This is a genomic window from Pseudomonas sp. gcc21, assembly GCF_012844345.1.
Taxonomy (GTDB): Bacteria; Pseudomonadota; Gammaproteobacteria; order Pseudomonadales; family Pseudomonadaceae; genus Halopseudomonas.
Map to the genome: position 1 here is coordinate 401,122 of NZ_CP051625.1, position 23,694 is coordinate 424,815.

The following is a 23,694-nucleotide window of genomic DNA, read 5'->3' on the forward strand; positions in this document are numbered from 1 at the left end:
ACTCTGGCGTACCGCACCGGTTCGCTATCGGTTCACGGTATACCAGAAGAGCAAAGACCCGGCTTACCCGTTTCGCAACTGACCTAAAACTGCCGCTGTTTCGAAGACCATCCCAGGACGAATAAGAATTCTGAATGTGAGCAGTGCGCACGCTCTGATGAAGCTGCCAAGCCGCATGCCAGTCGGGTTGCTGGGTCTTTATTTCATATCTGAAGCGAAGACCAAACGGCAGGTAAGGCGCTTCAGCTGATCGCAGCTTGTAAAGGATAGCAGCTGACATAGAATCGATCGGAGAAGCTCATCGCTTCGCTAGGTCAACCACTGCACCATCGGCAGTGACCCTGGAGACGATAATTAAAACAACGGTCCTCAGCGGAGAACGTGCATGACTCAAACTGGCGTATTGAAGCGCTCCACTATCCTGATCCACGGCTCAGTCGGCATGCCGCTGGCTATCATTGGCTATCCGTTAGTGGTCTACCTCCCCCCGTTTTATGCTCAGGAAATCGGGCTGAACATGGGTCTCATGGCTCTGGTTCTGGTGTTGGCCCGAATGTCGGACGTAATCACTGACCCGCTTATCGGCACGCTGAGCGACCGTTGGCAGACCCGCTTGGGGCGCCGCAAGCCCTGGTTGTTGATGGGCACCCCACTGATGCTGCTGGGGACCGTGATGATATTCATGCCGCCGGACGGAGCGGGGCTCGGTCATTTATTGCTCTGGACCGTACTGATGTATCTCGGCTGGACGATGGTGACCCTGCCTTACGGAGCCTGGGGGGCCGAGCTTTCTCCGCTGTACCATCAACGCAGCCGTGTCACTGCTTCGCGGGAGGGGTATGTGCTCATCGGCTTGTTCCTGGCAGCTCTGGCACCCGCGATCGTGCAGTCGATGGCTGCCCGGTTCGCTGCGGGCGAAACCGATGGCGCACTGATGAGCTTCATGATCTGGCTGGTCGGGTCGGACGGTCAGTTGAGCATGGGTTACGGGCCGATACTGGCAGGCATGGGCTGGATGTTGCTTCTGATGCTGCCGGTTACGGTGCTGCTGGTCGTGCTATTCGTCAAGGAGGCTCCGGCGCGATCCATTCAACGTACCGAGTGGAAAAAAGGCCTGCGGGTGCTCAAGAACAACGGCCCGTTCAAGCGCATGATGTTGATGTTGCTCATCGTGATTACTGGGGAATCGTTCCGCAACGCATTGTCCGTATTCTTCATGCAACACGTGATTCAGATCCAGGCGCAAATCGGCATGATGTACCTGCTGTACTTCGGGGTCGGGATTCTGGGGATTCCGTTCTGGCTATTACTGGGTAAGCAAATCGGCAAGCACAAGGCGTTCTGTGTTGCGGTTGGCGTGTCCAGCGCCAGTATTCTCGGAATGTTCTTCCTGCAGGCTGGCCAGCTTGTGCCTTTTGCCATCATGTTTGCGCTGAAGGGATTCTGCTTCGCTGCCTTTCAGTTCCTTCCGCTTTCAATGTTGGCCGATATCGTGGATCTGGATACTGCGCGTAGTAAGGAACACCGCACTGGCCTTTTCTTCGCGATGTCAGGCATGGCGCAAAAGCTGGCAATGGCGATCGGGCTGGGCTTGTCGCTCGGGCTGTTGGCGCTGGTGGGCTTTGACGCCCAGGCTACAACCCATTCCGCAGATCAGCTGCTCGCTCTCCGGGTGCTTTACATCCTTGGTCCGGTATCGCTATACATGGCCGCATTCGCCATCGCCTGGCGTTACCCGCTCACCTCAGAGCGCCAGGAACGTATCAATCAATGGGTAATACGCCGCAACGCTCGGGTTGAAATGGCTGCCCGCACTAATTAGTGCGCAACCGCGCCCGCCAGTTGTGGCGGGCGCGGTTTATGGGCCAGCCGGGGTGTCACCTTCGTCGCCCACCACATCGCTCACCATTTCGACGATGACGCCATCGGAAGATCTGATCAAAACCAGATCACGACCGGCCTCGCGCCACTCATAACCTGAGTAGTCCGGCAACTTGGCCAGCAATCGCGGGTTCACATTGCGGCCAGCGCCCGCTGGAAGCTCTTTGCCCTTGGCGATATCCCTGCTTAGCTCGGGGGAGAGTGTCTGGACTGACTCGACGTATGAGCTGTATTCAGTATATAGCCGGCGTATGGCGGCTTCTTCTTCGTTCAGGTCTGGTTCAAGCTGGGAATCTTCCAGGCGCGCCTGCTCAGCGGAATAACCGGGGGATTCTGTATCGACGGCTGGGGGTTGCGCATAACCTGGCGTGGCGAGGCCAAGCACAGGAATGATCAGGGCGTAGCGGAATTTGAAGCTCACTGGCTCAGGCATGGCCAATCTCCTCCGGATGAGTCGGAGCAGCCCTGCATTAGCCGGCTGCACTCAACAGCATAGCCAGTGCGATAAGACCTTGCCCGGGAGGGTATCGCTTCAATGAAGCATGTTGCGGTTGGGGAGCTGAACGCCAATGCAGGAAGAGGAACGCTAAAGTGCCGGAATCGGTGAAAAAATGTCGACGAGCAATGCTTTTGCCGGCGAACAATCATCGAGAATAAAAGGGGAGAGGGTGATAAGACCTGCTCGGCAGGTCTCCTGACACAGCCGATATTACTTGGCAGGCTTGCCTGGGCGAGGCGCGCCGTATACCTGGCCACTCTTGCCGTTGGGGATTTTCTGAATCTCGCCGCCGGAAGCCAGGAAACTTTCGATCTGGCTATCAATAGAGCTGCTGGTGGCTACGGCAGCATCTGCCTTGCGCTTGCTGGTTGTGGTCTTAGCGGACATGAACGGCTGCCTTGTATAAGGAAAGGGCAGCCATCTTACACCTTTTTGCCAAACTTTGCTTGACATAAAGTAGGCTTTTAATATTGGGCATGGTTGAAATCGGATGACTGGTTGAGCTTGAGGTGAGCTGCCACGAGGCGTCGGAAGCCCAAACGCTTTGAATCTCATCGTTACGCCGATGCGCATTCAAGTCCGCCGGCTGTCAGGCTGGAGCAAGTGTTGAAAACAGGGATGTTTTCACCAAGCCCCCAGGGATGGGTTCACGGCGTCTTGCGTAATCCTGGCAGCTGGCGGGCGCCTTGCCCCGACCCCTCATCTCAAGCTATCCGCAGACGCCTCAAGCAATACAGTTATTCGTATTGGTGGAGTTACGGAGTCAGCTTCCGCGTGACGACAGGGCCGCGCCGACACGCTGCAGGTACGTCCCTGTAAGCTCAACGATGACATCCCTGTCATCGACGGTCGGCTCAACCCTGTCGCCTCGCTTCGCATGAACACGTAAGTTGCCTGAGAGAAAGACCAAAGCGAAAGCGCTTTAGTTATAGATCTCCGCCTAACTCCGATGTTCATCAAGCCCGCCGGCTGTCAGGGTCGAGCAAGTGTTGAAAACAGGGATGTTTTCACCAAGCCCCCAAGGATGGGTTCACGGCGTCTTGCGCAATCCTGCCAGCCGGCGGGCGATTTGCCCCGGCTGTTGATAGTTCATCAGCTCAGTGCTGATGCCCGCCAACACCGTGCGCATGTCCATGCGCCAACTCTTCCTCGGTCGCTTCACGTACCGACAGAATTTCGATGTCAAACGTCAGATCCTTACCAGCCAGCGGGTGATTGGAGTCGACTTCGGCCTGTGAGAGGCCGACTTTGACGATGGTGACCTGACGTGGACCTTCGTCCGTCTGGATCACTGCCACCATGCCGGGTTTCCACTTCTTGGCGCCTTGCAAATGTTTGACCTGAACCTTCTGAGTGGCATTTTCCCGCTTCGGTCCGTAAGCCTGCTCGGCTGTCAGCTCGACAGTGAAACGGTCGCCTGCCTCGTGCCCTTCGAGGGCTTCAACCAGGCTGTCGATCAGGCCGGGCTGGCCGTGAAGATAAAGCACCGGCTCGTGTTTGCGGGAATTTTCGATTTCGCCATTGGCGTCGGACAAACTGTAGTGAAATTCTACAACGGCGTTCTTTTTGATCTGCATAAACGGGTCGATTCCGATAGGGCTGTTTGATTGTGCGCATTATCCAGATTTGCGCTGTGTAATGCCATGCTGATGCTCCCTGGACCACAGCTATTGCGAGACATTCAGCCCACATTGTGGTGATAGCGAAGCGGTACAGATACCGCTAATGTATCGAGCTTCAAACAATACCAAGGATATGTGACCATGCTTCGGACCCAGCAGTCGGCCGCCAAACGGCTTCGCTTTGCCTGCTGCCTACTCGGCAGTGCTCTACTTAGTCAGCCATTATTTGCGGATCAACCCGTCTCCCATACCCTGAGCGCCGAGCGGCTCGAGATGCTTAAGCACGCCGCCCAGGCTCAGGTCGACAAGGGAAAGCTGGCCGGTATCGCCACGCTGGTCTATCAAGACGGTAAGGTTATTCATCGTAAGCAACATGGTTATCAGGACGTCGAGAACAAGGTGCCGTTGTCCGAAGATACGCTGTACAAGATCTTCTCGCTGACCAAACCTGTTACCGGTACGGCAATGCTCATGCTGTACGAAGAGGGCAAGTACCAACTGGATGATCCGGCCGAAAAGTATCTGCCGGAACTGAAGGGGCTCGAGGTGGCAAAAGAAGAGGGCCCGAACGGTCGCCCGGTTACCGAGCCGGCCGATCATCCGATTACCATCCGTGAGCTGATGACTCACACTGCCGGCTTCACCTATGGGTTCTTTTCTGAATCCCAGGTGGATGACCTGTACAAGCAAGTGAATATCTTTGATCGGGAGTCGACGCTGGCTGAAACCGTCGAAAAGCTTTCGAATATCCCGCTACGTCAGCAACCCGGTACACAGTGGCATTACAGCGTTTCAGTAGACGTCCAGGCGCGTTTGGTAGAGGTGTTGTCGGGGATGGCTTTTGACGCGTTTCTCGAGAAACGCATCTTTGACCCGCTGGGAATGAAAGACGCCGGATTCTATGTGCCGGAGGACAAGGCCGATCGACTGGCAGTGTCCTACCAGCCCAAGGAGGAGGGCGGTCTGGTTCCGTTGCCGAACACTCAACATTTCAGTAAACCGAAGATGCTGAATGGTGGAGGCGGTTTGATCTCCAGCATGGACGATTATCTGCGGTTCGCGCGGATGTTACTCAATGATGGAGAGCTCGATGGGGTACGCCTGCTCAAGCCTGAAACGGTGCAAGCGATGCGCAGCAACCAGCTGCCCGAGCAAGTAGAGGCTATCAGCCCGATCTACCCTGGTAACCAGTTTGGTCTGAACGTGGCTGTCGTTGCCGACGCGGAAAAGGCTGTACTGCCTGAAGGGACCTTCTGGTGGTGGGGCGTGCAAGGCCCCTGGGTGTGGATTGACCCGGCTAACGACATCATCACTCTGGGTATGATGCAGAACACCGACTACCGTCATTCGATCGGAGTGCACCGCGGCATCGCGAAAATACTCTACGGTGACGACCTCTGAATACGGGACGGGCGCTTCAGGTGGTACCTGAAGTGCCCACGTCGAGTACCTGTTCCAGCGGCAGTTGGGCATGAACGTTAACGCTGCCCTGCGCGGCAAAAATCACCAGATGGTCGGCAGCGACCCGTATGCCGACTTTCTCGCCCATAAAGTGATCATCATGGCTCGGGAATATTGCCTCCAGCGTACTGCCGGTAGGTAGGCGCAGGCGATACAAGGTTGTCGCGCCGAGAAAGGTCTTGCCGATAATGGTCCCGTACAGCCCGGTGTTGTCCTGGCCGACGATGTCGTCCGGACGCAGCAGCACATCCACAGCGCTGCCGGCAGGCAATTGGTAGGCACGGTTTCCGCGAATCACGCCGAGCTCAGTCTGCACCGTGTCGGGCGTCAACAGCTGCCCGCGTATGAAATATCCCTGACCAATAAAGCTGGCCACGAAGGGTGTTACCGGCTCGTGGTAGAGATTGTAGGGCGTATCCCACTGTTGCAACGAACCTTCCTTCAGCACGCCGACATGATCCGAAACAGCAAAGGCTTCGTTCTGATCATGGGTGACCAGCAGGGCGCTGGTACCGCGCAGCTTGAGGATTTCACGCACCTCACCGGACAAGCGCCGACGCAGCTCACCGTCCAGGTTGGAGAAGGGTTCGTCCAGCAAAAGGAGTTTAGGATCCGGCGCCAATGCGCGGGCCAGTGCGACTCGCTGCTGCTGGCCGCCGGATAGTTCGTGCGGATACCGGCGCCCGAGCTGGGACAGTTTCACCAGTTCGAGCAACTCGTCGACGATACGCTCGCGTTCTGGATGCTTTTCGATACCAAAGGCGACGTTCTGCCGGACCGTTAAATGGGGGAACAGCGCATAGTCCTGAAACACCATCCCTATTCTTCGATGCTCTGGCGGAACACGGTGTGCAGGGGAGGAGATCACCTGGCCGTCCAGCTTGATTTCGCCGCCGGTAATAGGTTCGAATCCTGCAATCGCACGCAGCGTTGTGGTCTTGCCGCACCCGGAAGGGCCGAGCAGGCAGCCTATGTCTCCGGCGCGCAGGTGAATATCCAGGTCGGCGACGACCTTGTGGCCGGCGTATCCGCATGCCAGCTGGTTCAACTCCAGGATGATGCCGGGCGAATCGCTCATGGCAGCTGGGCCTAATCGACCAACAGGAATTCGACCAACGCTTTCTGCGCGTGTAGCCGGTTTTCAGCTTGATCCCAGACCACGCTACGCGGGTCATCCATCAACTCTGTGGTGACTTCTTCCCCGCGATGGGCAGGCAGGCAATGCATGAACAGGACGTGCTCGTTGGCCAGGTCGAGCATGGCCGGTGACACCTGATATGGGGCGAAGCGTTTCATCCGCGCCTCGGCCTCATCTTCCTGGCCCATCGAGGCCCACACGTCGGTGTTGACCAGGTGCGCACCAGCGACCGCTTCCTGTGGGTCGCGGGTGACCATCACCCGGTCGCCCGCTTGATCAAGGAAGCGCTGATCAGGCTCGTACCCTTCAGGACAGGCGATGCGCAGCTGAAAATCAAACTGAATTGCGGCCTGAATGAAGGTGTTGCACATATTGTTGCCATCACCGATCCAGGCGACAGTCTTGCCCTGGATCGAGCCGCGGTGTTCCTGGTAAGTCTGCATGTCTGCCAGAAGCTGACATGGGTGCAGGTCGTCAGTCAGACCATTGATGACCGGTACGTTGGAATGCTGCGCGAAGGTTTCGATATCGCTGTGGTCGAAGGTGCGGATCATCACCGCATCAACCATGCTTGAAAGCACCCGTGCGCTGTCTTCGATCGGCTCGCCCCGGCCCAGCTGGGTATCACGCGGCGAGAGAAAAATAGCCTGACCGCCGAGCTGGATCATGCCGGCTTCAAACGAAACGCGAGTACGGGTCGAGGCTTTCTCAAAGATCATGCCCAGCACGCGGTTCTTCAATGGCTCGTAGATCCCACCCTGCCGATGCAGCGCCTTGAGCTCTATGCCGCGCTTGATCAGGCTGATCAATTCTGCCTGTGAACAATCCATCAACGAAAGAAAGTGCCGTGCTGTCATGTTGAGCTACCCGGTAACCTCGGTCGGCTATCGACCGGAAACAGTGGGCCTTACCGTAGCTGTTAAGCCCAGTAGAGCCATATCCGAAAAAAGAGAAGCAGCGATCTTATCGGTAAAATCCGTCCAATGGCAAATGCGCCGGCCGTATGACCAAGGCCGGTCGACGGGGTGGTAAAGTTGCCAGCGGTGCTGACAGGCTGTTCGACCCCGTGGAATGTAGTTCTCTGCAACAGAAAAGCCGACGGATCGCGGCCATGACAACGCCGAGTATGGCGAGGGGAGCGGTATAGCCCGCAGTTTTTGCTGTACACTAAACGTCTTTCTGCGGGCCCAATCCATGCCTGCGTACGCTACGAGGAGTTGTCATGGACACTATCGAAACCATCAAAGAACAGATCACCAAAAACCCTGTTCTGATTTATATGAAGGGTGCGCCTAATGCTCCCCAGTGCGGTTTCTCGGCACGGGCTGTTCAGGCGCTCATGAGCTGTGGCGAAAAGTTCGCCTACGTGGATATCCTGCAGAACCCTGACATCCGCAGCGAATTGCCGAAATATGCGAACTGGCCGACCTTTCCGCAGCTTTGGGTTGATGGCGAGCTGGTGGGTGGTAGCGACATCATCCTCGAACTGCACGAGTCCGGTGAGCTCGAGAATATGGTCAAGGCGGCTGCAGCCAAGACAGCCTGAGACCTGCTAAGCAAACCCGCATGGATGAAAGTCCATGCGGATTTTTTTATTATCAGCCCAGCAAACCCTCGAAGGGTAGGAAGGACACGAGTTGTCCCCTGGTCACTGTGCCACCCGCAGGGATCAATAAAAGACCACTTGCCTGACTGGCGCTGCTGAGCACGCCGGAGCTCTGGTTGCCGGTCGGGACAACGCGGCCGTTTTCAATCCGGGCGCGCAGATACTCGTCACGTCCGCCTGCCTTGGCGCGCTCGAAGCCTGCGGCTAGTTCGACACTCAGCGGTGCAGTTTGCGTACATCCCAGGCGACGCAGCAGATACGGCTTCACCAGTAACAGAAAGGTGACCAGCGAGGCGGCAGGGTTGCCAGGCAAACCCAACACCGGGATATCGCCGAAACGACCGAGCGTGAAGGGCTTGCCGGGCTTGATTGCCAGCTTCCAGAGTTCGACATGGCCTGATTCGCGCAGCACCTGGCCGAGACAATCTGCTTCGCCTACCGACACGCCGCCAGACGTCAGAATCACGTCGGCTTGTTGAGACAGTTCTTGCAATCGCACTCGCGTCTGCTCGGGGTCATCGCGCAGGATGCCCGCATCGAGGACGCTTTGACCGAGTCGCTGCAGTGCTCCGATCAGGGTAAAGCGGTTACTGTTGAAAATCTGTCCGTTTCCTAGCGCATGGCCAGGCTCCACCAGTTCGTCACCGGTAGACAGCACGGCGACGCGCAGCGGGCGTCGCACCTCAAGCGCGGCAATGCCGACCGAGGCAATCACACCGAGATCCTGCGGTCGCAGTACCTGTCCGGCGTCAAACAGCACGGTTCCTCTGGAGATATCCTGCCCCCGTGGCCGTACGTTGCTCAGCGGTTGCACGGGTTGTAGCAATCGCGCAATGCCATCCGTTTCTTCGACGTTTTCCTGCATCTCGACCGTGTCCGCACCGGGCGGTATAGGCGCACCGGTAAAAATCCGCGCACAGGTGCCAGAGGCAAGGGGCACCGGGGCCATCCCGGCGGTAATGCGCTGGCTGATAGCCAGGCCGCGGGATTGCGCCAAGGCTATATCAGAGGCATTGAAGGCATAGCCATCCATCGCACTGTTATCCCACGGCGGCACGTCATGCGCGGCCTGCACCGGGCTGGCCAGTATTCGACCAAGAGCCTGCTGCAACGGCACCTGTTCGGCTCCGGTTGGGGCGTCGGAGGCCGCAGCGCTGAGCAATTGTTCCAGCGCTTCGCTAACCGGCAATAAACTCATGAGCGGCTCTCGCAAACCGGGCCTGCTCCCAGATGCTGAACGAAGTTACAGGGGCGGGTGCGACTGTCGAGTTGTTCCTTGAGAATGCGCTCCCAGGCGGTACGGCAGGCGCCGGTCGATCCGGGCATGCAAACCACCAGCGTACGGTTGGCCAGACCAGCCAGCGCCCGTGATTGCACTGTCGAGGCGCCGATCTCTTCCCATGACAGATGACGGAAGAGTTCGCCGAAGCCATCGACTACCTTATCGAGCAGCGGAGCCACCGCCTCGGGCGTACTGTCACGTCCAGTGAAACCTGTACCACCGGTGATCAGGATGACCTGAACGTCATCGCGCACGATCCAGTCGGATACGACGGCGCGGATACGGTAGATATCGTCCGGGTGCAACTGGCGATCAGCGATCCGGTGGCCGGCTGTGCTCGCACTGTCCACCAACAATTGACCTGAGGTATCCGTGTCGGTCGAACGCGTATCGCTAACGGTGAGAACGGCAATATTCAAGGGGCTGAATTCGCTGGCGCTATGGGCCATGGCTGGGTTCCTTTGGCTGAAAAAGCAGGCCAGTGTTATAACACAGAGCCGCATGACTGGAGTTGGACATGGTTGACGACACCGGGTTTCACCTTAGCGCATTACTGCTGGCTGGCGGTCAGGGCAGCCGGGTAGCCGGGCGCGACAAAGGATTGATCGCCTGGCAGGGCCGGCCGGTGGCCGAGCATCTGGCAGTATTGCTGCGTCAGGTCTCAGCTGAGCTGATCATCAGTTGCAACCGCAATCATGACCAATACCGGCAGTGGGCTGACGTGCTGGTCAGCGATCCTCAACCGGACTTTCCGGGCCCGCTGGCGGGAATACTCAGGGGCCTTGAAGCCTGCTCCGGTACGCATCTGCTGGTATTACCCTGCGACGTACCAAAAATGGATTCCGCTTTGCTTCGCGAGCTCATTGCACTGGCGCAGGCTCGACCGAACGAGCCCTGTATCACCCGCACCGGCGACCGCTGGCAGCCGCTGGTATCGATACTGCCCGTCGGCCTTATAGCTGAGTTACAGGCGGCGTGGGAAGAAGGCGTGCGCAGTCCGATGCGCTGGCTTGCTGCCCGCTCTCATCAGGTACTTCACCTGCCAGAAGACGACCGGCGATTCTTTAATGCAAACCAGTTAACGGATTGGGCCGATTGAAGGTTCCGCCTGCGCGGGCGGGGGCCGCTGCGGCTTTTTCGCAGGCACAAAATTCAGGCGAGGGCCTTGTCAAAACAATGCGATGCGGTAAAATGCCGGCCACTAACGGAGTGTAGCGCAGCCTGGTAGCGCGTCTCGTTCGGGACGAGAAGGTCGCTGGTTCGAATCCAGTCTCTCCGACCAAATCAAAAAGCCCTGCTCGGTCTGAGCAGGGCTTTTTTGTTGGCTGGTTTACTGATTTTGCGTGGTGCCTGAATCGTTGACCTCCATACCTTCTTCTTCACCCACGCCCCGTATTTCGCGTAGTGCCTTGCTTGAATGAATAAAGCAGGCGTCCATGTCTCCTGCCTCCTGAGCGGCTTTGGCCTGGCGAATATGATCCTGTATCTGCTGTTCGGCACCTTCGCCCAGATAATTCAGATCGGTCGCTTCGATACCCTCTAGCTCCTGCATATTGTTCTCGCAGGAGTTGGATGATTGGTTGGCGTGAATGGCTGGGCTGAGCAGCAGCACTGCGGTCGCCAGAAGCGTAGTGGATTTCATGACGGATCCTCTTGGCAGTATGGCTTTGGCTGGGCCGGACGAACTGCCCTGCCGTTGCGGATAAACCCCGCGGGGTAACGGATATGACAGCCTCGGCTGCGGGGCGTTTCATTTGTAGCGACGCACCTGACGTTTCCGGCTCTGCAGAAGCTCAGTGCGGCAGCGTCAGAACATATCCGGCGCAGGCGAACCCAGCCCCGCTAGCGCATAACAGCGTGCAGACGGGTGAGGCGGTCATGCGCTGGCGAAAAAGCGTGCACAGAAAGGAGCCGAAGAGTAGCGCGGCAAGCGGTAGCCACCATCTGAATCGGTAGAAGCCCCAGAAAATCATGCCAAGCGCGGCACCTGGAGCGATGAATCCGCCGAGGATGCAGCACGCCCGTCTCAGCTCTCCCATTCCTGCTTGAGGTAGCAAGACAAAGCGGTGGTTTTTCAGGTACGTCTCGCTGGCGAGAACAAAAAAGGACACTGCGGCGATAAAGACAATCATCTACCGTCCCGTTTGAATTAAGCCGAGGGGTTAAATGTTTCAACCCTGACACATCTTCTCCTCTGTCGGTTCCATGAAAGTATTGTAATAGAGCCCTGTCCCGTTTAGGGTGAATGACAATCCTCTGAGTTAATTGAGCGAGCCCTCCCGCCCGCCCATCAGGCACGTCAGTTTTGCCCTCTGACGCGGCTCACCGCGTCCAGCCATCCTTTATAGAGCTCTTCACGCTTGGCTTCCGGCATAGCGGCCTTGAAGGTGCGTTCACAACTCCAGCGTTCGGTGAGCGCGTTCAGGTCATGAAAAACACCTGTGTGCAGCCCCGCCATATAAGCCACGCCAAGAGCTGTGGTCTCGGTAATCTGTGGGCGGTCTACGGCCACGCCGAGTATGTTGGCTAGTGCCTGCACGACCCAGTTGTTCACCACCATGCCACCGTCGACCCGTAGGGTAGAGATGGACTGGTTGCTGTCGCGTAGCATCGCATCGAGCAGATCGCGGGATTGAAAACACACTGACTGCAAACCGGCGGTGACAATTTCGGCAATACCGGTGTCGCGGGTCAGTCCGAAAATCGCGCCGCGAGCCTTTGGGTCCCAGTAGGGAGCGCCAAGGCCGGTGAAGGCGGGCACCAGATACACACCGCATTGGTCACCGGTTTGTTCGGCCAGCGCCTCGGTTTCGCCTGCATGCTGGATGAGTTTGAGCCCGTCACGTAACCACTGGATAGCCGCGCCCGCGACAAAGATGCTGCCCTCCAGTGCGTAGGTGGTCTGACCACCGAGCCGGTAAGCGACGGTCGTCAGCAAACGATTGTCGGAACTGACGGGCGTCTTGCCGGTATTCATGATCATGAAGCAACCGGTGCCGTAAGTGCTTTTCACCATGCCTGGCTCAAAGCACACCTGGCCGAACAGGGCCGCCTGCTGATCGCCAGCCATGGCCGCAACCGGTATGGCTGCGCCGAATACATCCGGGTCGGTTACGCCAAAGTCTGCGGCATTATCCATGATCTCCGGCAGCAAGCTGTGCGGGATATTCAGCAGCTCGCACATCTGCTCGTCCCATTGCTGGGTATGGATGTTGAACAACAATGTACGTGAAGCGTTGGTTGCATCGGTGCGATGAACCTGGCCGCCGGTCAGCCGCCATAACAGGAAGCAGTCCACCGTGCCGAAGCGTAGCTTGCCTTGCTCGGCACGCTCGCGGGCGCCCGGAACCTTGTCCAGCATCCAGCTTAGTTTGGTGCCGGAAAAGTACGGATCGATGAGTAATCCGGTGCGTTCGGTTACCGTCGGCTCATGCCCGGCGGCTTGCAGTTTCGCGCAGAAAGCAGCCGTGCGACGGTCCTGCCAGACGATGGCGTTATGCACAAGCTCGCCAGTCTCAGCGTCCCACAGCAGGGTGGTCTCGCGCTGGTTGGTAATGCCTATAGCGGTAATGTCCTGCGCCTCGAGCCGTGCTGACTGCAGCGCCTCGCGGCAAACCGCGAGCGTGCTGTCCCAGATCTCTTCGCCGTTGTGTTCGACCCATCCATCCTGCGGAAAATACTGCGCAAATTCGCTTTGCGCGGTGGCAATGGGTTGCGCCTCGTCATTGAAGATGATGGCCCGGGTGCTGGTCGTTCCCTGGTCAATTGCAAGTATGTAGTGGCCCATGCATGTGCATCCTCAAGTGGCTAGGGTCTGTTGCCGTTTCATCGCGAGCCGCGTTGCTGTGTCAAATGGCGCCAGGCCGGGCGGCGATCCGCAAGGCGCGGGACGCAGGTAATGGTTGTTCCCTTGCAAGTCCAGCAACGCCGCATGGCGTCATTTGACGCGCAACCTAGGCGGCCCCACCCGAAGGGACGGGGCCCGTTTGACGCAGCACTGCGTTACTCGTCGCTCATTTGGAACAACCACAAAAACGCCTGGAGTGTTTTTGCGCGTAAGCCCCGGAGGGGTGAAACACATGGATGTGTTGAACAAACTTCTCTCCTCGTGACTTGTTCTGCACCAAACGGGCCTTCGTCGCGGCCGCGATGAAACGGTAACAGACCCTAGCGTGCAATCGGGGCGAACCGGCCTCCAGTCTGGCTGGCCAGATCGGTCGGAGCCAGCTCGATTTCCAGGCCCCGGCGGCCTCCGCTGACAAACAGTTGTGGTAACCCTTCTGCGCTGGCATCGATGAAGGTGCGCAGACGCTTCTTCTGGCCGAGCGGGCTGATCCCCCCAACAAGATAGCCGGTACTGCGCTGCGCTGCTGCCGGATCGGCCATAGTGGTTTTCTTTACGCCCGCAGCCTCGGCCAGCTCCTTGAGATCCAGCATGCGATCGACCGGGACAATGGCAACCAGCAGTTCTGCGTTATCCGTGGCAGCCAGTAATGTCTTGAATACCCGGGCAGGGTCGAGACCGAGGCGCTCAGCCGCCTCGGTTCCGTAGGATTCAGCCTTCGGATCGTGATCGTAACGGTGCAGCCGGTAGCTTACGCCGGCTTTGTCGAGTTGTTTGGTGGCTGGTGTCATGCTGCGGCTTCGTATCGGATGTATCAGCGATTCTGGCCGCGGTTCTATGCTCTAATCAAGTCAGACAGGTCAGTGGAGTGAGGCGAGTGCTCGAAGCGCATCCGGGTGAAACGGGGGAAGCCACGCCGAAAAACGGTGAGGCGCCCTTCGATTTGGTGGTCATTGGCGGGGGCATCAATGGCGTCGGCATTGCCAACGACGCCGCGGGGCGGGGGCTGTCGGTGTTGCTCTGCGACCAGCACGATCTGGCGGCACATACTTCCTCGGCCAGCAGCAAGCTGATCCATGGCGGCCTGCGCTATCTCGAGCACTTCGAGTTTCGTCTGGTGCATGAAGCGCTGGGTGAGCGGGAAGTGCTGTTGCGCAAGGCGCCTCATATCATCTGGCCGTTGCGCTTCGTGCTGCCCCATCGACGCCATCTCCGGCCGCGCTGGATGCTCAGGGCTGGTCTGTTTCTCTATGATCATCTCGGCGCGCGCACAACCTTGCCCGGCTCCAATGCGCTGCGCCTGGATACCCAGGGGCCGCTACAGTCACGCTTCACTCATGCCTTCGAATATTCCGATTGCTGGGCCGACGATGCCCGCCTGGTGGTGCTCAATGCTGTTCAGGCCCGGGCTCTGGGCGCGGATATACGTACTCGCACGCGCTGCGTCAGCGCCCGGCGCGAGCACGGTCTCTGGCAGGTGAGATTGCAGATCGCAGGAGGCGAGATCGAGACCGTCCAGGCCAGGGCGCTGGTCAATGCGTCCGGCCCCTGGGCTGCGGATGTTATTGAGCAGGTGGTCGCAGACCGATCTCCCCATGGGGTCAGGCTGGTCCAGGGTAGCCACATCGTGGTACCGCAACTGTATGCGGATCCGCATGCGTACATTCTGCAGAATGAAGATCAGCGCATCGTGTTTGTCATACCCTACGAGCAACATTTTTCGCTGGTCGGTACGACCGATCTGGACTTTCAGGGTGACCCTGCTGACAGCTCACCAACGCCGGCAGAGGAGCGTTATCTACTGGATGTGGTCAACGCCCATTTCAAACGCCAGCTAACACTTCAAGACATTCATCACCGCTATGCCGGCGTCAGGCCTTTGCTCGACGACGAGGACGACAACCCGTCTGCGGTGACGCGGGACTACACGCTCGCCGTGGACGCGCCGGGAAACGAGGCCCCTTTGCTGTCTGTATTCGGCGGCAAGCTCACTACCTACAGGCGCCTGGCTGAGGCCGCGCTGGAAAAACTTGAACCCTGGATGGATGGCGGCCCGCCCTGGACGGCCTCGCATGCTTTACCGGGGGGTAATTTCAAGACGCAGGCCCAGTTGCGTGAGGAACTGATGGCTCAGTTCGACTGGCTGTCGCCGCTACAGATAGCCCGATATGTGTGCAGTTACGGTACCTTGTGCCGACAGTTTTTGGACGGGGCTCGGAAGCCGGAGGATCTGGGAGAGGACTTTGGCAACGGGTTGACCGAGCGCGAGGTTGACTATCTATGCGAGCGGGAGTGGGCGGTCACCCGAGACGATATTCTGTGGCGCCGAAGCAAGCTGGGGCTGCACCTTAGCGCAGCGCAGCAAAGCCGGCTGGCTGATTATCTTCAAGCGCGGGCTTCAGGTACTGCCTGAATCGATGTGGTCGAGCGGTCCGCGGCATACAGACGCGCCGGCCAAGCCAGACGGCAAGCGACGCGACGTCGCTTGCCGGGCAGGTCGCGGTATCTGCACCTTCAGTCGTCGGCAATCTTAACCACCAGCTTGCCGAAGTTCTTGCCCTCAAGAAGGCCCATGAACGCGTGTGGCGCGTTTTCGAGGCCTTCCACCACATCTTCCTTGACCTTCACTTTGCGTTCCTTGACCCAGGGCGTCATGACCTCCAGGAATTCGGGGTAGTGCGGTCCGTAGTTGTCAAAGATGATGAAGGCCTGCATACGGATACGCTGGCTCAGCAACAATCGCATCAGCTGCGGAAGCCGGTCCGGGCCCTCCGGTAACGAAGTGGCGTTGTATTGAGCGATCAGGCCGCACACTGGCACCCGCGAGTGGGCGTTGAGCAAAGGCATGACCGCGTCAAACACCTTGCCGCCAACGTTCTCGAAGTAGACATCGATGCCATCCGGGCAAGCCTGCTGCAGGTCAGTTTCCAGGCTGTCGAGGTGATGATCCAGGCAGGCGTCGAAGCCAAGCTCATTTACGGCGTAATCGCACTTCTGTTTGCCACCGGCGATGCCGACCACCCGACAACCCTTGAGTTTGGCGACCTGCCCAACCACCGCCCCGACTGGCCCGGTTGCTGCTGCGACAACCACGGTTTCGCCTGGCTTCGGCTGACCTATATCCATCAATCCCATATAGCCGGTAAAACCCGGCATGCCCAGCACGCCAAGGGCATGGGAAGGATGTTCCATGTCGGGATCCAGCTTGAATACCATCGAGCCGTCGGAAAGGGCGTAATCCTGCCATCCCGCAGTGTAGGCCATAACCAGATCGCCAGGTTTATAGCCGTCCAGATTGGATTCAACGACCCGACTTACCGCGCCACAGGGCATGACATCGCCCACTTCGGTAGGCTCCGCGTAGGATTTTGCGTCGCTCATGCGCCCGCGCATATAAGGGTCCAGCGACATCCAGGTATTACGCAGCAGCATCTGCCCCTGGGCCGGCTTGGGCACAGGATTCTCAACCAGTTTGAAATTGTCATCGGTAGGCGCGCCGACGGGGCGCGAGGCGAGCAGAATCTGACGGTTTACGGACGAGGACTGCGGCATGTCTGGCTCCGGTTCGATGAATGAGTCAAACAGTCAGCATGGGTGTGGTGCCGGGTTCGGTCAAGCTGGGTGAACCAGCCTTACAAGCCGATATCACCCAATATGCGGCGCGTCCAACGTTTGATTCCAGGCGCGGATAAAGTCGTTGGCGTGACCATTTCGATGTGGGTACGCTGCTTGCCAGATGCGCGCCAGCTCGGTCAGCGGGGTAGGGTCTTTCGGTGTAAGGCCGCGGTATTCATATACCGCCCAGGCGATCGCCGTCGCATAAGCAAGATTGAACCCAAGTTCGGCATGGGGATTCTTCAGAAAACAGTGCTGGCTGGCCAGCCCGCGAACCAAGCTCGCCTGATCAGGAGAGTGCGCGAGATAGTTGTCCCAGAGCTCGATATGCAGGGCTGGCGGTATCGCATAAGGACCGATACCATCGAGTGGACACTTCGTTTGCGGCAGACTGGACATGACCAGTAATGTGCCCAGAATCAGATTTTCAGCGGCGGGGGATTCGACCCCGAGAAAACCCAGTGTGGGAGCCAGCACCGCTACCCGTATAGTGGTCGTTGAGGCGAGAGCAAGTGTTGAGGAAAGCTTGACCTGACTGGCTGGTTCGAGGTCGCTCAGATAATTCACGGCTGGATTGATAGCGCTTACTGTCACAATGGCATCCTGCGCTTATGTTTAGTTAAAGCATAGCGCTGAATATGCAAAGTAAAAGACTGTTTTTTAAACTCTTTGAACGCGGTGATAGGCTCAGATATATCTTCGGGATATATCACCCAAATGCTCACAACATCAAACTGGATGATGGCACATGCAAGCGACTGATACGCCTGTTTCACCCTCAGCATTAGATGAGCCGGCTCTGCTCGCGCAGCAGCGGCGCTTTGCAACGCTCCGATTCAGTCCGCAGTTTGAGCCGGCGTTTCGTGAGTATCTGCACGGCAAGATGTGCGGGCGCGTCGGGATTGTCGGTTTTTCCAGCATCAGTTTTATGTTGCTGTTCATGTGGGTGGATGTTGCCTACCTTCCTGCGGTAATTCATCGCTATACCGTGCCGATCCGCGGCGCGGTATTGGTGCTTATAGCGGCCACGCTCTGGTATGCCAACCGCCCTGGACGGGTGGCTCCCTCGCGCGCTTTCATCGCAGCCACAGTGTGCTATGTCAGCGTGGGCTTGATGGTGATCATGGTCATTGCCAGTACCCAACTGACCGTTGTGCCGATACCGGTCACCCATGACGGGCTGTATCTTGTATTGCTGTCCGGGTTTTTCCTGCTGGGGTTGCCGATGCGTCATGCGGTCGTTGGCTCGTGGTTCATCGTCGCAGTTTATCTGGTTACAGAATATTGGATAGGCGCTTCGCGTTACCTGATGATTTCTGGTGCGCTGTTTCTGGGGTGTTTTGCAGCCATGGGTAGTCTCGGTGCGTACGTTTATGAATATATGATGCGCCGCGCCTATCTCAACGAGCGCCTGCTGGAAGCCGCGCGCAAGCGCGCCGAACGGGAGAGCCAGAGCAAGACGCGCTTCCTTGCCACAGCGAGCCACGATCTGCGTCAACCGTTGCATGCCATGTCGTTATTCATCCAGCATCTGGATGAACGTGTCAGGGAGCCGGAAGCCAGAATAACGGTCAGACGCCTGGCCGATTCCACGCATCTGCTGCAGGCTATGCTCAACTCGCTGCTGGATATCTCGCGCCTGAGCGTCGGCATGGTTCGACCACAATTGCGATCAATCAATCTACAGCCCTGGCTGCAACAGCTACTCGGTACGCTGGAATCCAGCGCTCACGAACGGGGCGTTACGCTGAAACTCAGCTGCCCGCGCTATTGCGCGGTCTCTGCGGATTCGCTTTTGCTGGAACGCCTCATGCGCAACTATCTGAACAATGCGCTGGTGCATGCCCAGGCCACCGAAGTCTGTATCGAGGTCACTCGTTGTGGTGAGCGCACCCGGCTGGCGGTAGTTGATGACGGTTGCGGTCTGACTGAGGAAGAGCAGGAGCGCATATTCGAGGAGTTCACCCAGCTACGAAATCCGGCCCGGACATTGGAAAAGGGCGTGGGGCTCGGGCTATCAATCTGCCGACAGCTTTTGCATTTGCTTGAATACCCATCCGGCGTTGAATCAACGCCTGGTCAAGGCTCGCGATTCTGGCTTGAAGTGCCCGCTGCGGATTGGATTGCCGACAGGCAGGTCGCACCCATGCCTGAAGGACAGCCGCTTAATGGTCTGGTTGCCGTAGTGGAAAATGACGAGATCAATCGGTTAGCCACCGAAACCTTGTTGCGCCAGTGGGGCTGCAGCGTCATCAGCTATGAAACGGCCGAACAGGCACTGCTGGGGCTGCAGAAAACGACGGTGGATCTGCTCTTGTCGGATTTCCGGCTCGAAGAACATATGGATGGGCTGGAGCTGATTCGGGAGCTGCGCTCGCAACGCATCTATGCAGGCCCTGCGGCTTTGATTACCGCTGATACCAGTGAGGAGCTGCTGATCGAGGCGCGCCAGGCGGAAGTGGCGGTTATCTACAAGCCGGTATTGCCGGCTCGCCTGCGTCGAACCGTGCAACGCCTCTTACCGCTGGCGTCTGCTGACGTTTTGTAACAGCTGCGCCAAATCGAAGCAGCGAGGAGGCAGCGTTACAGGCTGACCAGACCGAGCTTGCGCGCGTTATTCACGCATTCGGTGCGGTTGTGGCAGTTCAAGGTAGAAAACAATGCCTTGAGATGCGTCTTGACCGTATCTTCGGAAAGGTTCAGACGCTGGCAGATCACCTTGTTCGGCAGTCCTTCGGAAAGCAGATCCAGGATCTCCAGTTGACGGGGGGTGACGCCCAGATCCCGTGCGTTGCCCTGGCGGTCGAGGGGTGGACATTCCGACGCGATCACGACCTGCTGACCGAATAACAGGCGGGTCGCCGCATCCAGCAGTGTCTGGCCATCTGCGGTCTTGCTGATGAAGCCAGCCGCACCCATTTGTAGCGCTGCGTCGAGATCGCTGGGGCTGTTGCTTGCGGTCAGAATCGCGATGGGGACGAGGGAGTCTATCGCCCGTAATTTCTGCAGAAGAGCCAGGCCGCTACTGTCAGGTAGCTGAAGGTCCAGGAGGATCAAATCGAAGGTATTGGTTCTTACCAAGGCTTCCGCCTCTGCTGCATTGTGCGCATGATCCAGCGTCACGTCCTTGCAGAGGTTGGTAAGGGTGAGACTGAGTCCGTCAAGGTAGATCTGATGGTCATCGATCAACAGCAACCGCGTGTCCGGCGGCAAAGTCATAATTCCCATCTATTTTCCCTCTTGTTTACGCCTGGCTGCAGCGGGTCGGGCTACAGGCGTAATTTATTATATCCCCCAATATAAGGCATCCAAACGGGGCGAAAAACGGTAGTGCGTCACAAATGTCGATAAAGAGTTCGTATTAATCCCGCATTGAATAACAGAACGCCCAGGCTGGCTATAACCACCGCATTCCAGCCTGCTGCCTCCCAGAAAAAGCCCAAATAGTAAACGCCGGCAGCGGCTCCCATATAGTAGAACACCGAGTACAGCGACGAGGCGCTTGCCTTGCCGAATGCCGCTTGCTGGTTGACCCAGGTATTGGCCAGTGAATGCGTGAGAAAGAAGCCGAAGGCGTTGCACAGCAGCGCCAGAATGATCAACCAGAGTCGGTCGCTAAGCAAAAGCAGGGTGCCCAGTATCAGCAAGGCGACGCCAGTCATCATGCCGTGCAGTGCGCGATTGAATGGCACGCGACCCGAGAGGGTCGCAGAAACCGTACCGGCAAGGTAGGTTAGAAACAGCAGGCCCAGGCTGCCGGCGCCTAGCTGCCATGGCCCGTCACTCAGGCGAAAGGTCAGATAGGTATACAGATTGATGAAGATCATGAAGTTCAGGCCGCCTACTGCGAACGCTGGCAGCAGGGCAGGGTTGGACAGATGTGCGACAAACCCCTTGAGGCTTCCGCCGAGTGACAGCGGACGCGAAACGAACCCGGTAGCGGGCGGCAAGAGTCGGGCCACCACCGCAAGACCCAGCAGGCTCATGATGCCGAGGCTCATAAAAACCGTCTGCAGATCCGAATGCTCGGCAATGAAACCGCCGACCAGCCGGCCGCCGGCTCCGCCCAGGGTATTGCCGCCAATATACAGACCCACAGCCCCGACCAGAGCAGTGCGTGTCATGGTGTCGCCCAGGTAGGCAATGGCGACAGCGGGCAAGACCCCTAGTGCCACGCCCAGCGCCGCGCGTAACCAGACCAGGGTGTTGAAGTGGGTGGTAAATGCCATGCAGAGGCTGAGCAAGGCTGTCACGCCAATGCCGAGCAATAACGGGGCCCGGCGGCCGATGGCATCGGAAACCGGCCCGTGGACCAGTAGCGACAGCCCCAGGGTGAGGCTGGTGATGGTAAACGCGTTACCGGCCTGTAGGGTGGAGACCTGGAATTGCTTGGCAATCAGCGGCAGCAGCGGATGAATGGCGTACAGATTGGCAAAGATAACCAGTGAAGCGACTACCAGAGCCAGACAGGCACGCCGGTAGGCCGGCGTGCCCCGCTCAATAAGTGGCTCAGCGCTCATCAATACGGTCTTGCAGGGCGCGTATCTCGGCCCGCAACTGACGAACTTCCTGTAGTAAAAGCTCCTGGTTAGTACCCGATAGGCTGGTGGTGGATGGCTTAGTTTGTTCCTGCCCCTCGGCTTTGCCTGCTGCGACACGTTCGCGGTTGGTCTGGATCGCATCGACAATCACGGCGATGAACAGGTTGAGCATCATGAAAGTCGCGATCAGGATGAACGGCACGAAGTACAACCAGGCGTAGGGGTATTCCTCCATCACCGGGCGGACGATACCCATCGACCAGCTTTCCAGGGTCATCACCTGGAACAGGGTATAAAGCGTAGCGCCTAGACTGCCGAACCACTCGGGAAACGCTGAACCGAACAGCTGTGTGGCAATGACGGCGGCAACGTAGAACACCAGTCCCAGCAAAGCCACGATACTGCCCATGCCGGGTAACGAAGACAACAAGGACTGCACCACCATTTTCATGCTAGGGACGAGCGATATCAGACGCAGCACCCGCAGTACACGTAGCGCGCGTAGCACCGCAAGCGGGCCACTGGCCGGTATCAGCGCGATGGTAATGACCAGGGTGTCGAAAAGCCCCCATGGGTCGCGCAGCAGCTTCCAGCCGTGGGCAACGAAGCGCAGCGTGATCTCAAGCACAAACAGCCCGAGGATAAGCTGGTCTAGGCGAATCAACAGCTCGCCCCATTGCTGCATGATGGTGGGGGAGGTTTCCAGGCCGAGGATCACGGCGTTTATCAGGATCAGTCCCATCACCAGGAATTGGGTGCGCGGACGTTCAATCAGCTCGGCAAGGCGCAGGCGCCAGGGCTGGGATGCTTCGAGGGTAGAGTTCATCGGTTCAGTATAGGTAGGTGTAGGGCCGGCCGGACGCGCGGTCCGGCACGGGCAGATTATTCGTCAGCTTCGAATGCGCACAGGGTGAATGTGGAAATGTCCGCGTCCTGCATTTTCCGGGAGCCGCCCAGATCAGGAAGATCGATGATGGCAGCGGCTTCATAGATTTCTGCGCCGAGCTGCTTGATCAGACGCGCCGCAGCGAGCAGGGTCCCGCCAGTCGCAATGAGATCATCCAGCAGCAATACCTGGTCGCCCGGGTTCAGTGCATCCCGATGGACCTCAACCTGGGCTTCGCCGTACTCGGTTTCATAGGATTCGCAAAGTGTGTCGCAGGGCAGCTTGCCGGGCTTGCGGAATAACACAAGCGGTTTGTTCAGTTCATACGCCAGCACGGCTCCGAGCAGGAAACCGCGCGCATCGATTGCTCCGATATGCGTGACCGGAGATTCGACATAGCGCTGAATCAGGCTGTCCGCGACCATGCGCATGGCGCGCGGGGAGCGATAGAGTGGCGTGATGTCCCTGAAAATGATGCCAGGCTTGGGAAAGTCCGGCACAGGTCTGATCAGGGTCTTGATGCTGTACTCGTCAAATATCATGCTGCACTCGCAATCATTATTCGCCCTGGCCACCGGCCAGTGCACAAAGCTGGGTATGTTCAAGTATCTCGATCTGCTTGCCGTTCGCAGCGATCAGACCCTGCTGTTGAAAGCGGGTAAATACCCGCGAAACGGTTTCAACTGCCAGCCCGAGATAGTTGCCGATTTCATTGCGCGACATAGCCAGCCGGAAGGCCTTGGCGGAGTAGCCGCGGGCACGGAAGCGTGCCGACAGGTTGATCAGCAAGGTCGCAATTCGTTCATCGGCGGTCTTGCGCGAGAGTAACAACATCATCTGTTGGTCTTCGCGGATCTCACGGCTCATCAGCCGCATCACCTGCTTGCGCAACTGTGGCATGGAAGCGGTGAGGTCGTCCAGACGCTCGAAGGGAATCTCACAGACGGACGTGGTTTCCAGTGCCATGGCTGACAAGGGATACATGTCAGCGTCCATTCCAGACAGGCCAATCATTTCGCTGGCCAGATGAAACCCGGTAATTTGCTCCTCGCCCATATCCGAAAGGCTGTAGGTTTTTACCGCGCCGGACCGCAGAGCATAGATGGACGTAAACGGCTCGCCCTGACGGAACAGCATTTCGCCTTTCTTCAGCGGGCGTCCGCGCTTGACGATATCGTCAAGCAGGTCCATCTCGTCATCCTGCAGAGCCAGAGGCAAACACAATCCGGACAAGGTGCAGTCCTTGCAATGCGCTCCTGGCAGAGGGCGAAGTTTAAGAGGGTCAGTCATGCCGTCCAATCCCGAAGCAGGCGTTTAAG

General features: G+C 58.0%; 24 protein-coding genes and 1 tRNA gene. 7 read left to right on the plus strand and 18 right to left on the minus strand.

Annotation, left to right across the window (positions count from 1 at the left end):
* Positions 1-385 precede the first annotated feature (385 nt).
* Complete coding sequence (locus HG264_RS02005; RefSeq protein ID WP_169406090.1) at positions 386-1,822, plus strand: MFS transporter; 1,437 nt, start codon at positions 386-388, stop codon at positions 1,820-1,822.
* A 36-nt stretch (positions 1,823-1,858) separates the two neighbouring features.
* On the opposite strand, the gene HG264_RS02010 is transcribed toward HG264_RS02005, so the two are convergent.
* From HG264_RS02010 to HG264_RS02020, 3 genes are all read right to left on the minus strand, one after another.
* Positions 1,859-2,314 carry a hypothetical protein gene (locus HG264_RS02010; RefSeq protein WP_169406091.1) on the minus strand — a complete coding sequence of 152 codons (456 nt, stop codon included), beginning with the start codon at positions 2,312-2,314 and terminating at the stop codon, positions 1,859-1,861.
* A 276-nt stretch (positions 2,315-2,590) separates the two neighbouring features.
* Complete coding sequence (locus tag HG264_RS02015; protein WP_169406092.1) at positions 2,591-2,767, minus strand: hypothetical protein; 177 nt, start codon at positions 2,765-2,767, stop codon at positions 2,591-2,593.
* 710 nt (positions 2,768-3,477) lie between these two features.
* Positions 3,478-3,957, minus strand: a complete 480-nt coding sequence (locus tag HG264_RS02020; RefSeq protein WP_169406093.1) for a peptidylprolyl isomerase — start codon at positions 3,955-3,957, stop codon at positions 3,478-3,480.
* A 186-nt stretch (positions 3,958-4,143) separates the two neighbouring features.
* Here HG264_RS02020 and HG264_RS02025 point away from each other — a divergent pair, with 186 nt between their 5' ends.
* Positions 4,144-5,403: a serine hydrolase gene (locus tag HG264_RS02025; protein ID WP_169406094.1), complete on the plus strand. Its 1,260-nt coding sequence runs from the start codon at positions 4,144-4,146 to the stop codon at positions 5,401-5,403.
* 16 nt (positions 5,404-5,419) lie between these two features.
* Here the strand turns inward: HG264_RS02025 and HG264_RS02030 are convergent, their stop codons facing one another.
* Both HG264_RS02030 and argF read right to left on the minus strand, forming a co-directional pair.
* Positions 5,420-6,541, minus strand: a complete 1,122-nt coding sequence (locus HG264_RS02030) for an ABC transporter ATP-binding protein (RefSeq protein ID WP_169406095.1) — start codon at positions 6,539-6,541, stop codon at positions 5,420-5,422.
* An 11-nt stretch (positions 6,542-6,552) separates the two neighbouring features.
* Positions 6,553-7,458 (minus strand): ornithine carbamoyltransferase, encoded by a 906-nt coding sequence (gene argF / locus HG264_RS02035; RefSeq protein ID WP_169406096.1) that lies wholly within the window; start codon positions 7,456-7,458, stop codon positions 6,553-6,555.
* A 365-nt stretch (positions 7,459-7,823) separates the two neighbouring features.
* Between argF and grxD the strand changes: the two genes are divergently transcribed.
* The gene (grxD, locus tag HG264_RS02040) at positions 7,824-8,147 is read left to right on the plus strand and encodes a Grx4 family monothiol glutaredoxin (RefSeq protein WP_169406097.1); all 324 of its coding nucleotides are present in this window, start codon (positions 7,824-7,826) and stop codon (positions 8,145-8,147) included.
* Positions 8,148-8,199: 52 nt separating this feature from the next.
* On the opposite strand, the gene glp is transcribed toward grxD, so the two are convergent.
* Entirely contained in the window at positions 8,200-9,405 is a 1,206-nt protein-coding gene (glp, locus tag HG264_RS02045) for a gephyrin-like molybdotransferase Glp (protein WP_169406098.1), read from the minus strand.
* Entirely contained in the window at positions 9,402-9,938 is a 537-nt protein-coding gene (gene moaB, locus HG264_RS02050; protein ID WP_169406099.1) for a molybdenum cofactor biosynthesis protein B, read from the minus strand. Before moaB ends, glp begins: the two co-directional genes overlap by 4 nt.
* A gap of 68 nt (positions 9,939-10,006) precedes the next feature.
* Between moaB and mobA the strand changes: the two genes are divergently transcribed.
* Together mobA and HG264_RS02060 are read left to right on the plus strand one after the other, a co-directional pair.
* Positions 10,007-10,588 (plus strand): molybdenum cofactor guanylyltransferase MobA, encoded by a 582-nt coding sequence (gene mobA, locus HG264_RS02055; protein WP_169406100.1) that lies wholly within the window; start codon positions 10,007-10,009, stop codon positions 10,586-10,588.
* Positions 10,589-10,694: 106 nt separating this feature from the next.
* Positions 10,695-10,771: transfer RNA gene (locus HG264_RS02060), tRNA-Pro, on the plus strand.
* Positions 10,772-10,819: 48 nt separating this feature from the next.
* On the opposite strand, the gene HG264_RS02065 is transcribed toward HG264_RS02060, so the two are convergent.
* The 4 genes from HG264_RS02065 to ybaK form a co-directional block, all read right to left on the minus strand.
* Positions 10,820-11,131 carry a hypothetical protein gene (locus HG264_RS02065; RefSeq protein ID WP_169406101.1) on the minus strand — a complete coding sequence of 104 codons (312 nt, stop codon included), beginning with the start codon at positions 11,129-11,131 and terminating at the stop codon, positions 10,820-10,822.
* A 151-nt stretch (positions 11,132-11,282) separates the two neighbouring features.
* Entirely contained in the window at positions 11,283-11,621 is a 339-nt protein-coding gene (locus tag HG264_RS02070; protein WP_169406102.1) for a hypothetical protein, read from the minus strand.
* 167 nt (positions 11,622-11,788) lie between these two features.
* Positions 11,789-13,276, minus strand: a complete 1,488-nt coding sequence (gene glpK, locus HG264_RS02075; protein ID WP_169406103.1) for a glycerol kinase GlpK — start codon at positions 13,274-13,276, stop codon at positions 11,789-11,791.
* A 380-nt stretch (positions 13,277-13,656) separates the two neighbouring features.
* Positions 13,657-14,124 (minus strand): Cys-tRNA(Pro) deacylase, encoded by a 468-nt coding sequence (gene ybaK / locus HG264_RS02080; protein WP_169406104.1) that lies wholly within the window; start codon positions 14,122-14,124, stop codon positions 13,657-13,659.
* An 86-nt stretch (positions 14,125-14,210) separates the two neighbouring features.
* Here ybaK and glpD point away from each other — a divergent pair, with 86 nt between their 5' ends.
* Positions 14,211-15,746: a glycerol-3-phosphate dehydrogenase gene (glpD, locus tag HG264_RS02085; protein ID WP_169406105.1), complete on the plus strand. Its 1,536-nt coding sequence runs from the start codon at positions 14,211-14,213 to the stop codon at positions 15,744-15,746.
* A 101-nt stretch (positions 15,747-15,847) separates the two neighbouring features.
* Here glpD and HG264_RS02090 read toward each other — a convergent pair whose 3' ends face one another.
* Both HG264_RS02090 and HG264_RS02095 read right to left on the minus strand, forming a co-directional pair.
* Positions 15,848-16,885, minus strand: a complete 1,038-nt coding sequence (locus tag HG264_RS02090) for an NADP-dependent oxidoreductase (protein WP_169406106.1) — start codon at positions 16,883-16,885, stop codon at positions 15,848-15,850.
* Positions 16,886-16,978: 93 nt separating this feature from the next.
* On the minus strand, positions 16,979-17,542 hold the full coding sequence (locus HG264_RS02095; protein ID WP_169406107.1) for a hypothetical protein: 564 nt from the start codon (positions 17,540-17,542) through the stop codon (positions 16,979-16,981).
* 154 nt (positions 17,543-17,696) lie between these two features.
* Between HG264_RS02095 and HG264_RS02100 the strand changes: the two genes are divergently transcribed.
* Positions 17,697-19,496, plus strand: coding sequence for a hybrid sensor histidine kinase/response regulator (locus tag HG264_RS02100; protein ID WP_169406108.1), 1,800 nt, complete (start codon positions 17,697-17,699; stop codon positions 19,494-19,496).
* 35 nt (positions 19,497-19,531) lie between these two features.
* On the opposite strand, the gene HG264_RS02105 is transcribed toward HG264_RS02100, so the two are convergent.
* From HG264_RS02105 to fnr, 5 genes are all read right to left on the minus strand, one after another.
* A complete protein-coding gene (locus HG264_RS02105; RefSeq protein ID WP_150300977.1) occupies positions 19,532-20,176 on the minus strand; it encodes a response regulator transcription factor in 645 nt (214 codons plus the stop codon).
* Positions 20,177-20,283: 107 nt separating this feature from the next.
* The gene (locus tag HG264_RS02110; protein WP_169406109.1) at positions 20,284-21,468 is read right to left on the minus strand and encodes an MFS transporter; all 1,185 of its coding nucleotides are present in this window, start codon (positions 21,466-21,468) and stop codon (positions 20,284-20,286) included.
* On the minus strand, positions 21,458-22,315 hold the full coding sequence (locus HG264_RS02115; RefSeq protein ID WP_169406110.1) for an ion transporter: 858 nt from the start codon (positions 22,313-22,315) through the stop codon (positions 21,458-21,460). The genes HG264_RS02110 and HG264_RS02115 overlap by 11 nt, the downstream gene beginning before the upstream one ends.
* 56 nt (positions 22,316-22,371) lie before the next feature.
* Positions 22,372-22,917, minus strand: a complete 546-nt coding sequence (locus HG264_RS02120) for an adenine phosphoribosyltransferase (RefSeq protein ID WP_169406111.1) — start codon at positions 22,915-22,917, stop codon at positions 22,372-22,374.
* Positions 22,918-22,933: 16 nt separating this feature from the next.
* Positions 22,934-23,665 carry a fumarate/nitrate reduction transcriptional regulator Fnr gene (gene fnr, locus HG264_RS02125; RefSeq protein ID WP_169406112.1) on the minus strand — a complete coding sequence of 244 codons (732 nt, stop codon included), beginning with the start codon at positions 23,663-23,665 and terminating at the stop codon, positions 22,934-22,936.
* Positions 23,666-23,694: the final 29 nt, after the last annotated feature.

Excerpts from the sequence above, each read along its gene's own strand:
- moaB (WP_169406099.1), bottom strand. The coding sequence starts at position 9,938 with ATGGCCCATAGCGCCAGCGAATTCAGCCCCTTGAATATTGCCGTTCTC.
- HG264_RS02110 (WP_169406109.1), bottom strand. The coding sequence starts at position 21,468 with ATGAGCGCTGAGCCACTTATTGAGCGGGGCACGCCGGCCTACCGGCGT.
- HG264_RS02005 (WP_169406090.1), top strand. The coding sequence starts at position 386 with ATGACTCAAACTGGCGTATTGAAGCGCTCCACTATCCTGATCCACGGC.
- HG264_RS02065 (WP_169406101.1), bottom strand. The coding sequence starts at position 11,131 with ATGAAATCCACTACGCTTCTGGCGACCGCAGTGCTGCTGCTCAGCCCA.
- HG264_RS02120 (WP_169406111.1), bottom strand. The coding sequence starts at position 22,917 with ATGATATTTGACGAGTACAGCATCAAGACCCTGATCAGACCTGTGCCG.
- argF (WP_169406096.1), bottom strand. The coding sequence starts at position 7,458 with ATGACAGCACGGCACTTTCTTTCGTTGATGGATTGTTCACAGGCAGAA.
- fnr (WP_169406112.1), bottom strand. The coding sequence starts at position 23,665 with ATGACTGACCCTCTTAAACTTCGCCCTCTGCCAGGAGCGCATTGCAAG.
- HG264_RS02090 (WP_169406106.1), bottom strand. The coding sequence starts at position 16,885 with ATGCCGCAGTCCTCGTCCGTAAACCGTCAGATTCTGCTCGCCTCGCGC.
- HG264_RS02030 (WP_169406095.1), bottom strand. The coding sequence starts at position 6,541 with ATGAGCGATTCGCCCGGCATCATCCTGGAGTTGAACCAGCTGGCATGC.
- grxD (WP_169406097.1), top strand. The coding sequence starts at position 7,824 with ATGGACACTATCGAAACCATCAAAGAACAGATCACCAAAAACCCTGTT.
- glp (WP_169406098.1), bottom strand. The coding sequence starts at position 9,405 with ATGAGTTTATTGCCGGTTAGCGAAGCGCTGGAACAATTGCTCAGCGCT.
- HG264_RS02070 (WP_169406102.1), bottom strand. The coding sequence starts at position 11,621 with ATGATTGTCTTTATCGCCGCAGTGTCCTTTTTTGTTCTCGCCAGCGAG.
- ybaK (WP_169406104.1), bottom strand. The coding sequence starts at position 14,124 with ATGACACCAGCCACCAAACAACTCGACAAAGCCGGCGTAAGCTACCGG.
- HG264_RS02015 (WP_169406092.1), bottom strand. The coding sequence starts at position 2,767 with ATGTCCGCTAAGACCACAACCAGCAAGCGCAAGGCAGATGCTGCCGTA.
- HG264_RS02115 (WP_169406110.1), bottom strand. The coding sequence starts at position 22,315 with ATGAACTCTACCCTCGAAGCATCCCAGCCCTGGCGCCTGCGCCTTGCC.
- glpK (WP_169406103.1), bottom strand. The coding sequence starts at position 13,276 with ATGGGCCACTACATACTTGCAATTGACCAGGGAACGACCAGCACCCGG.
- HG264_RS02105 (WP_150300977.1), bottom strand. The coding sequence starts at position 20,176 with ATGGGAATTATGACTTTGCCGCCGGACACGCGGTTGCTGTTGATCGAT.
- HG264_RS02025 (WP_169406094.1), top strand. The coding sequence starts at position 4,144 with ATGCTTCGGACCCAGCAGTCGGCCGCCAAACGGCTTCGCTTTGCCTGC.
- HG264_RS02010 (WP_169406091.1), bottom strand. The coding sequence starts at position 2,314 with ATGCCTGAGCCAGTGAGCTTCAAATTCCGCTACGCCCTGATCATTCCT.
- mobA (WP_169406100.1), top strand. The coding sequence starts at position 10,007 with ATGGTTGACGACACCGGGTTTCACCTTAGCGCATTACTGCTGGCTGGC.
- HG264_RS02020 (WP_169406093.1), bottom strand. The coding sequence starts at position 3,957 with ATGCAGATCAAAAAGAACGCCGTTGTAGAATTTCACTACAGTTTGTCC.
- HG264_RS02100 (WP_169406108.1), top strand. The coding sequence starts at position 17,697 with ATGCAAGCGACTGATACGCCTGTTTCACCCTCAGCATTAGATGAGCCG.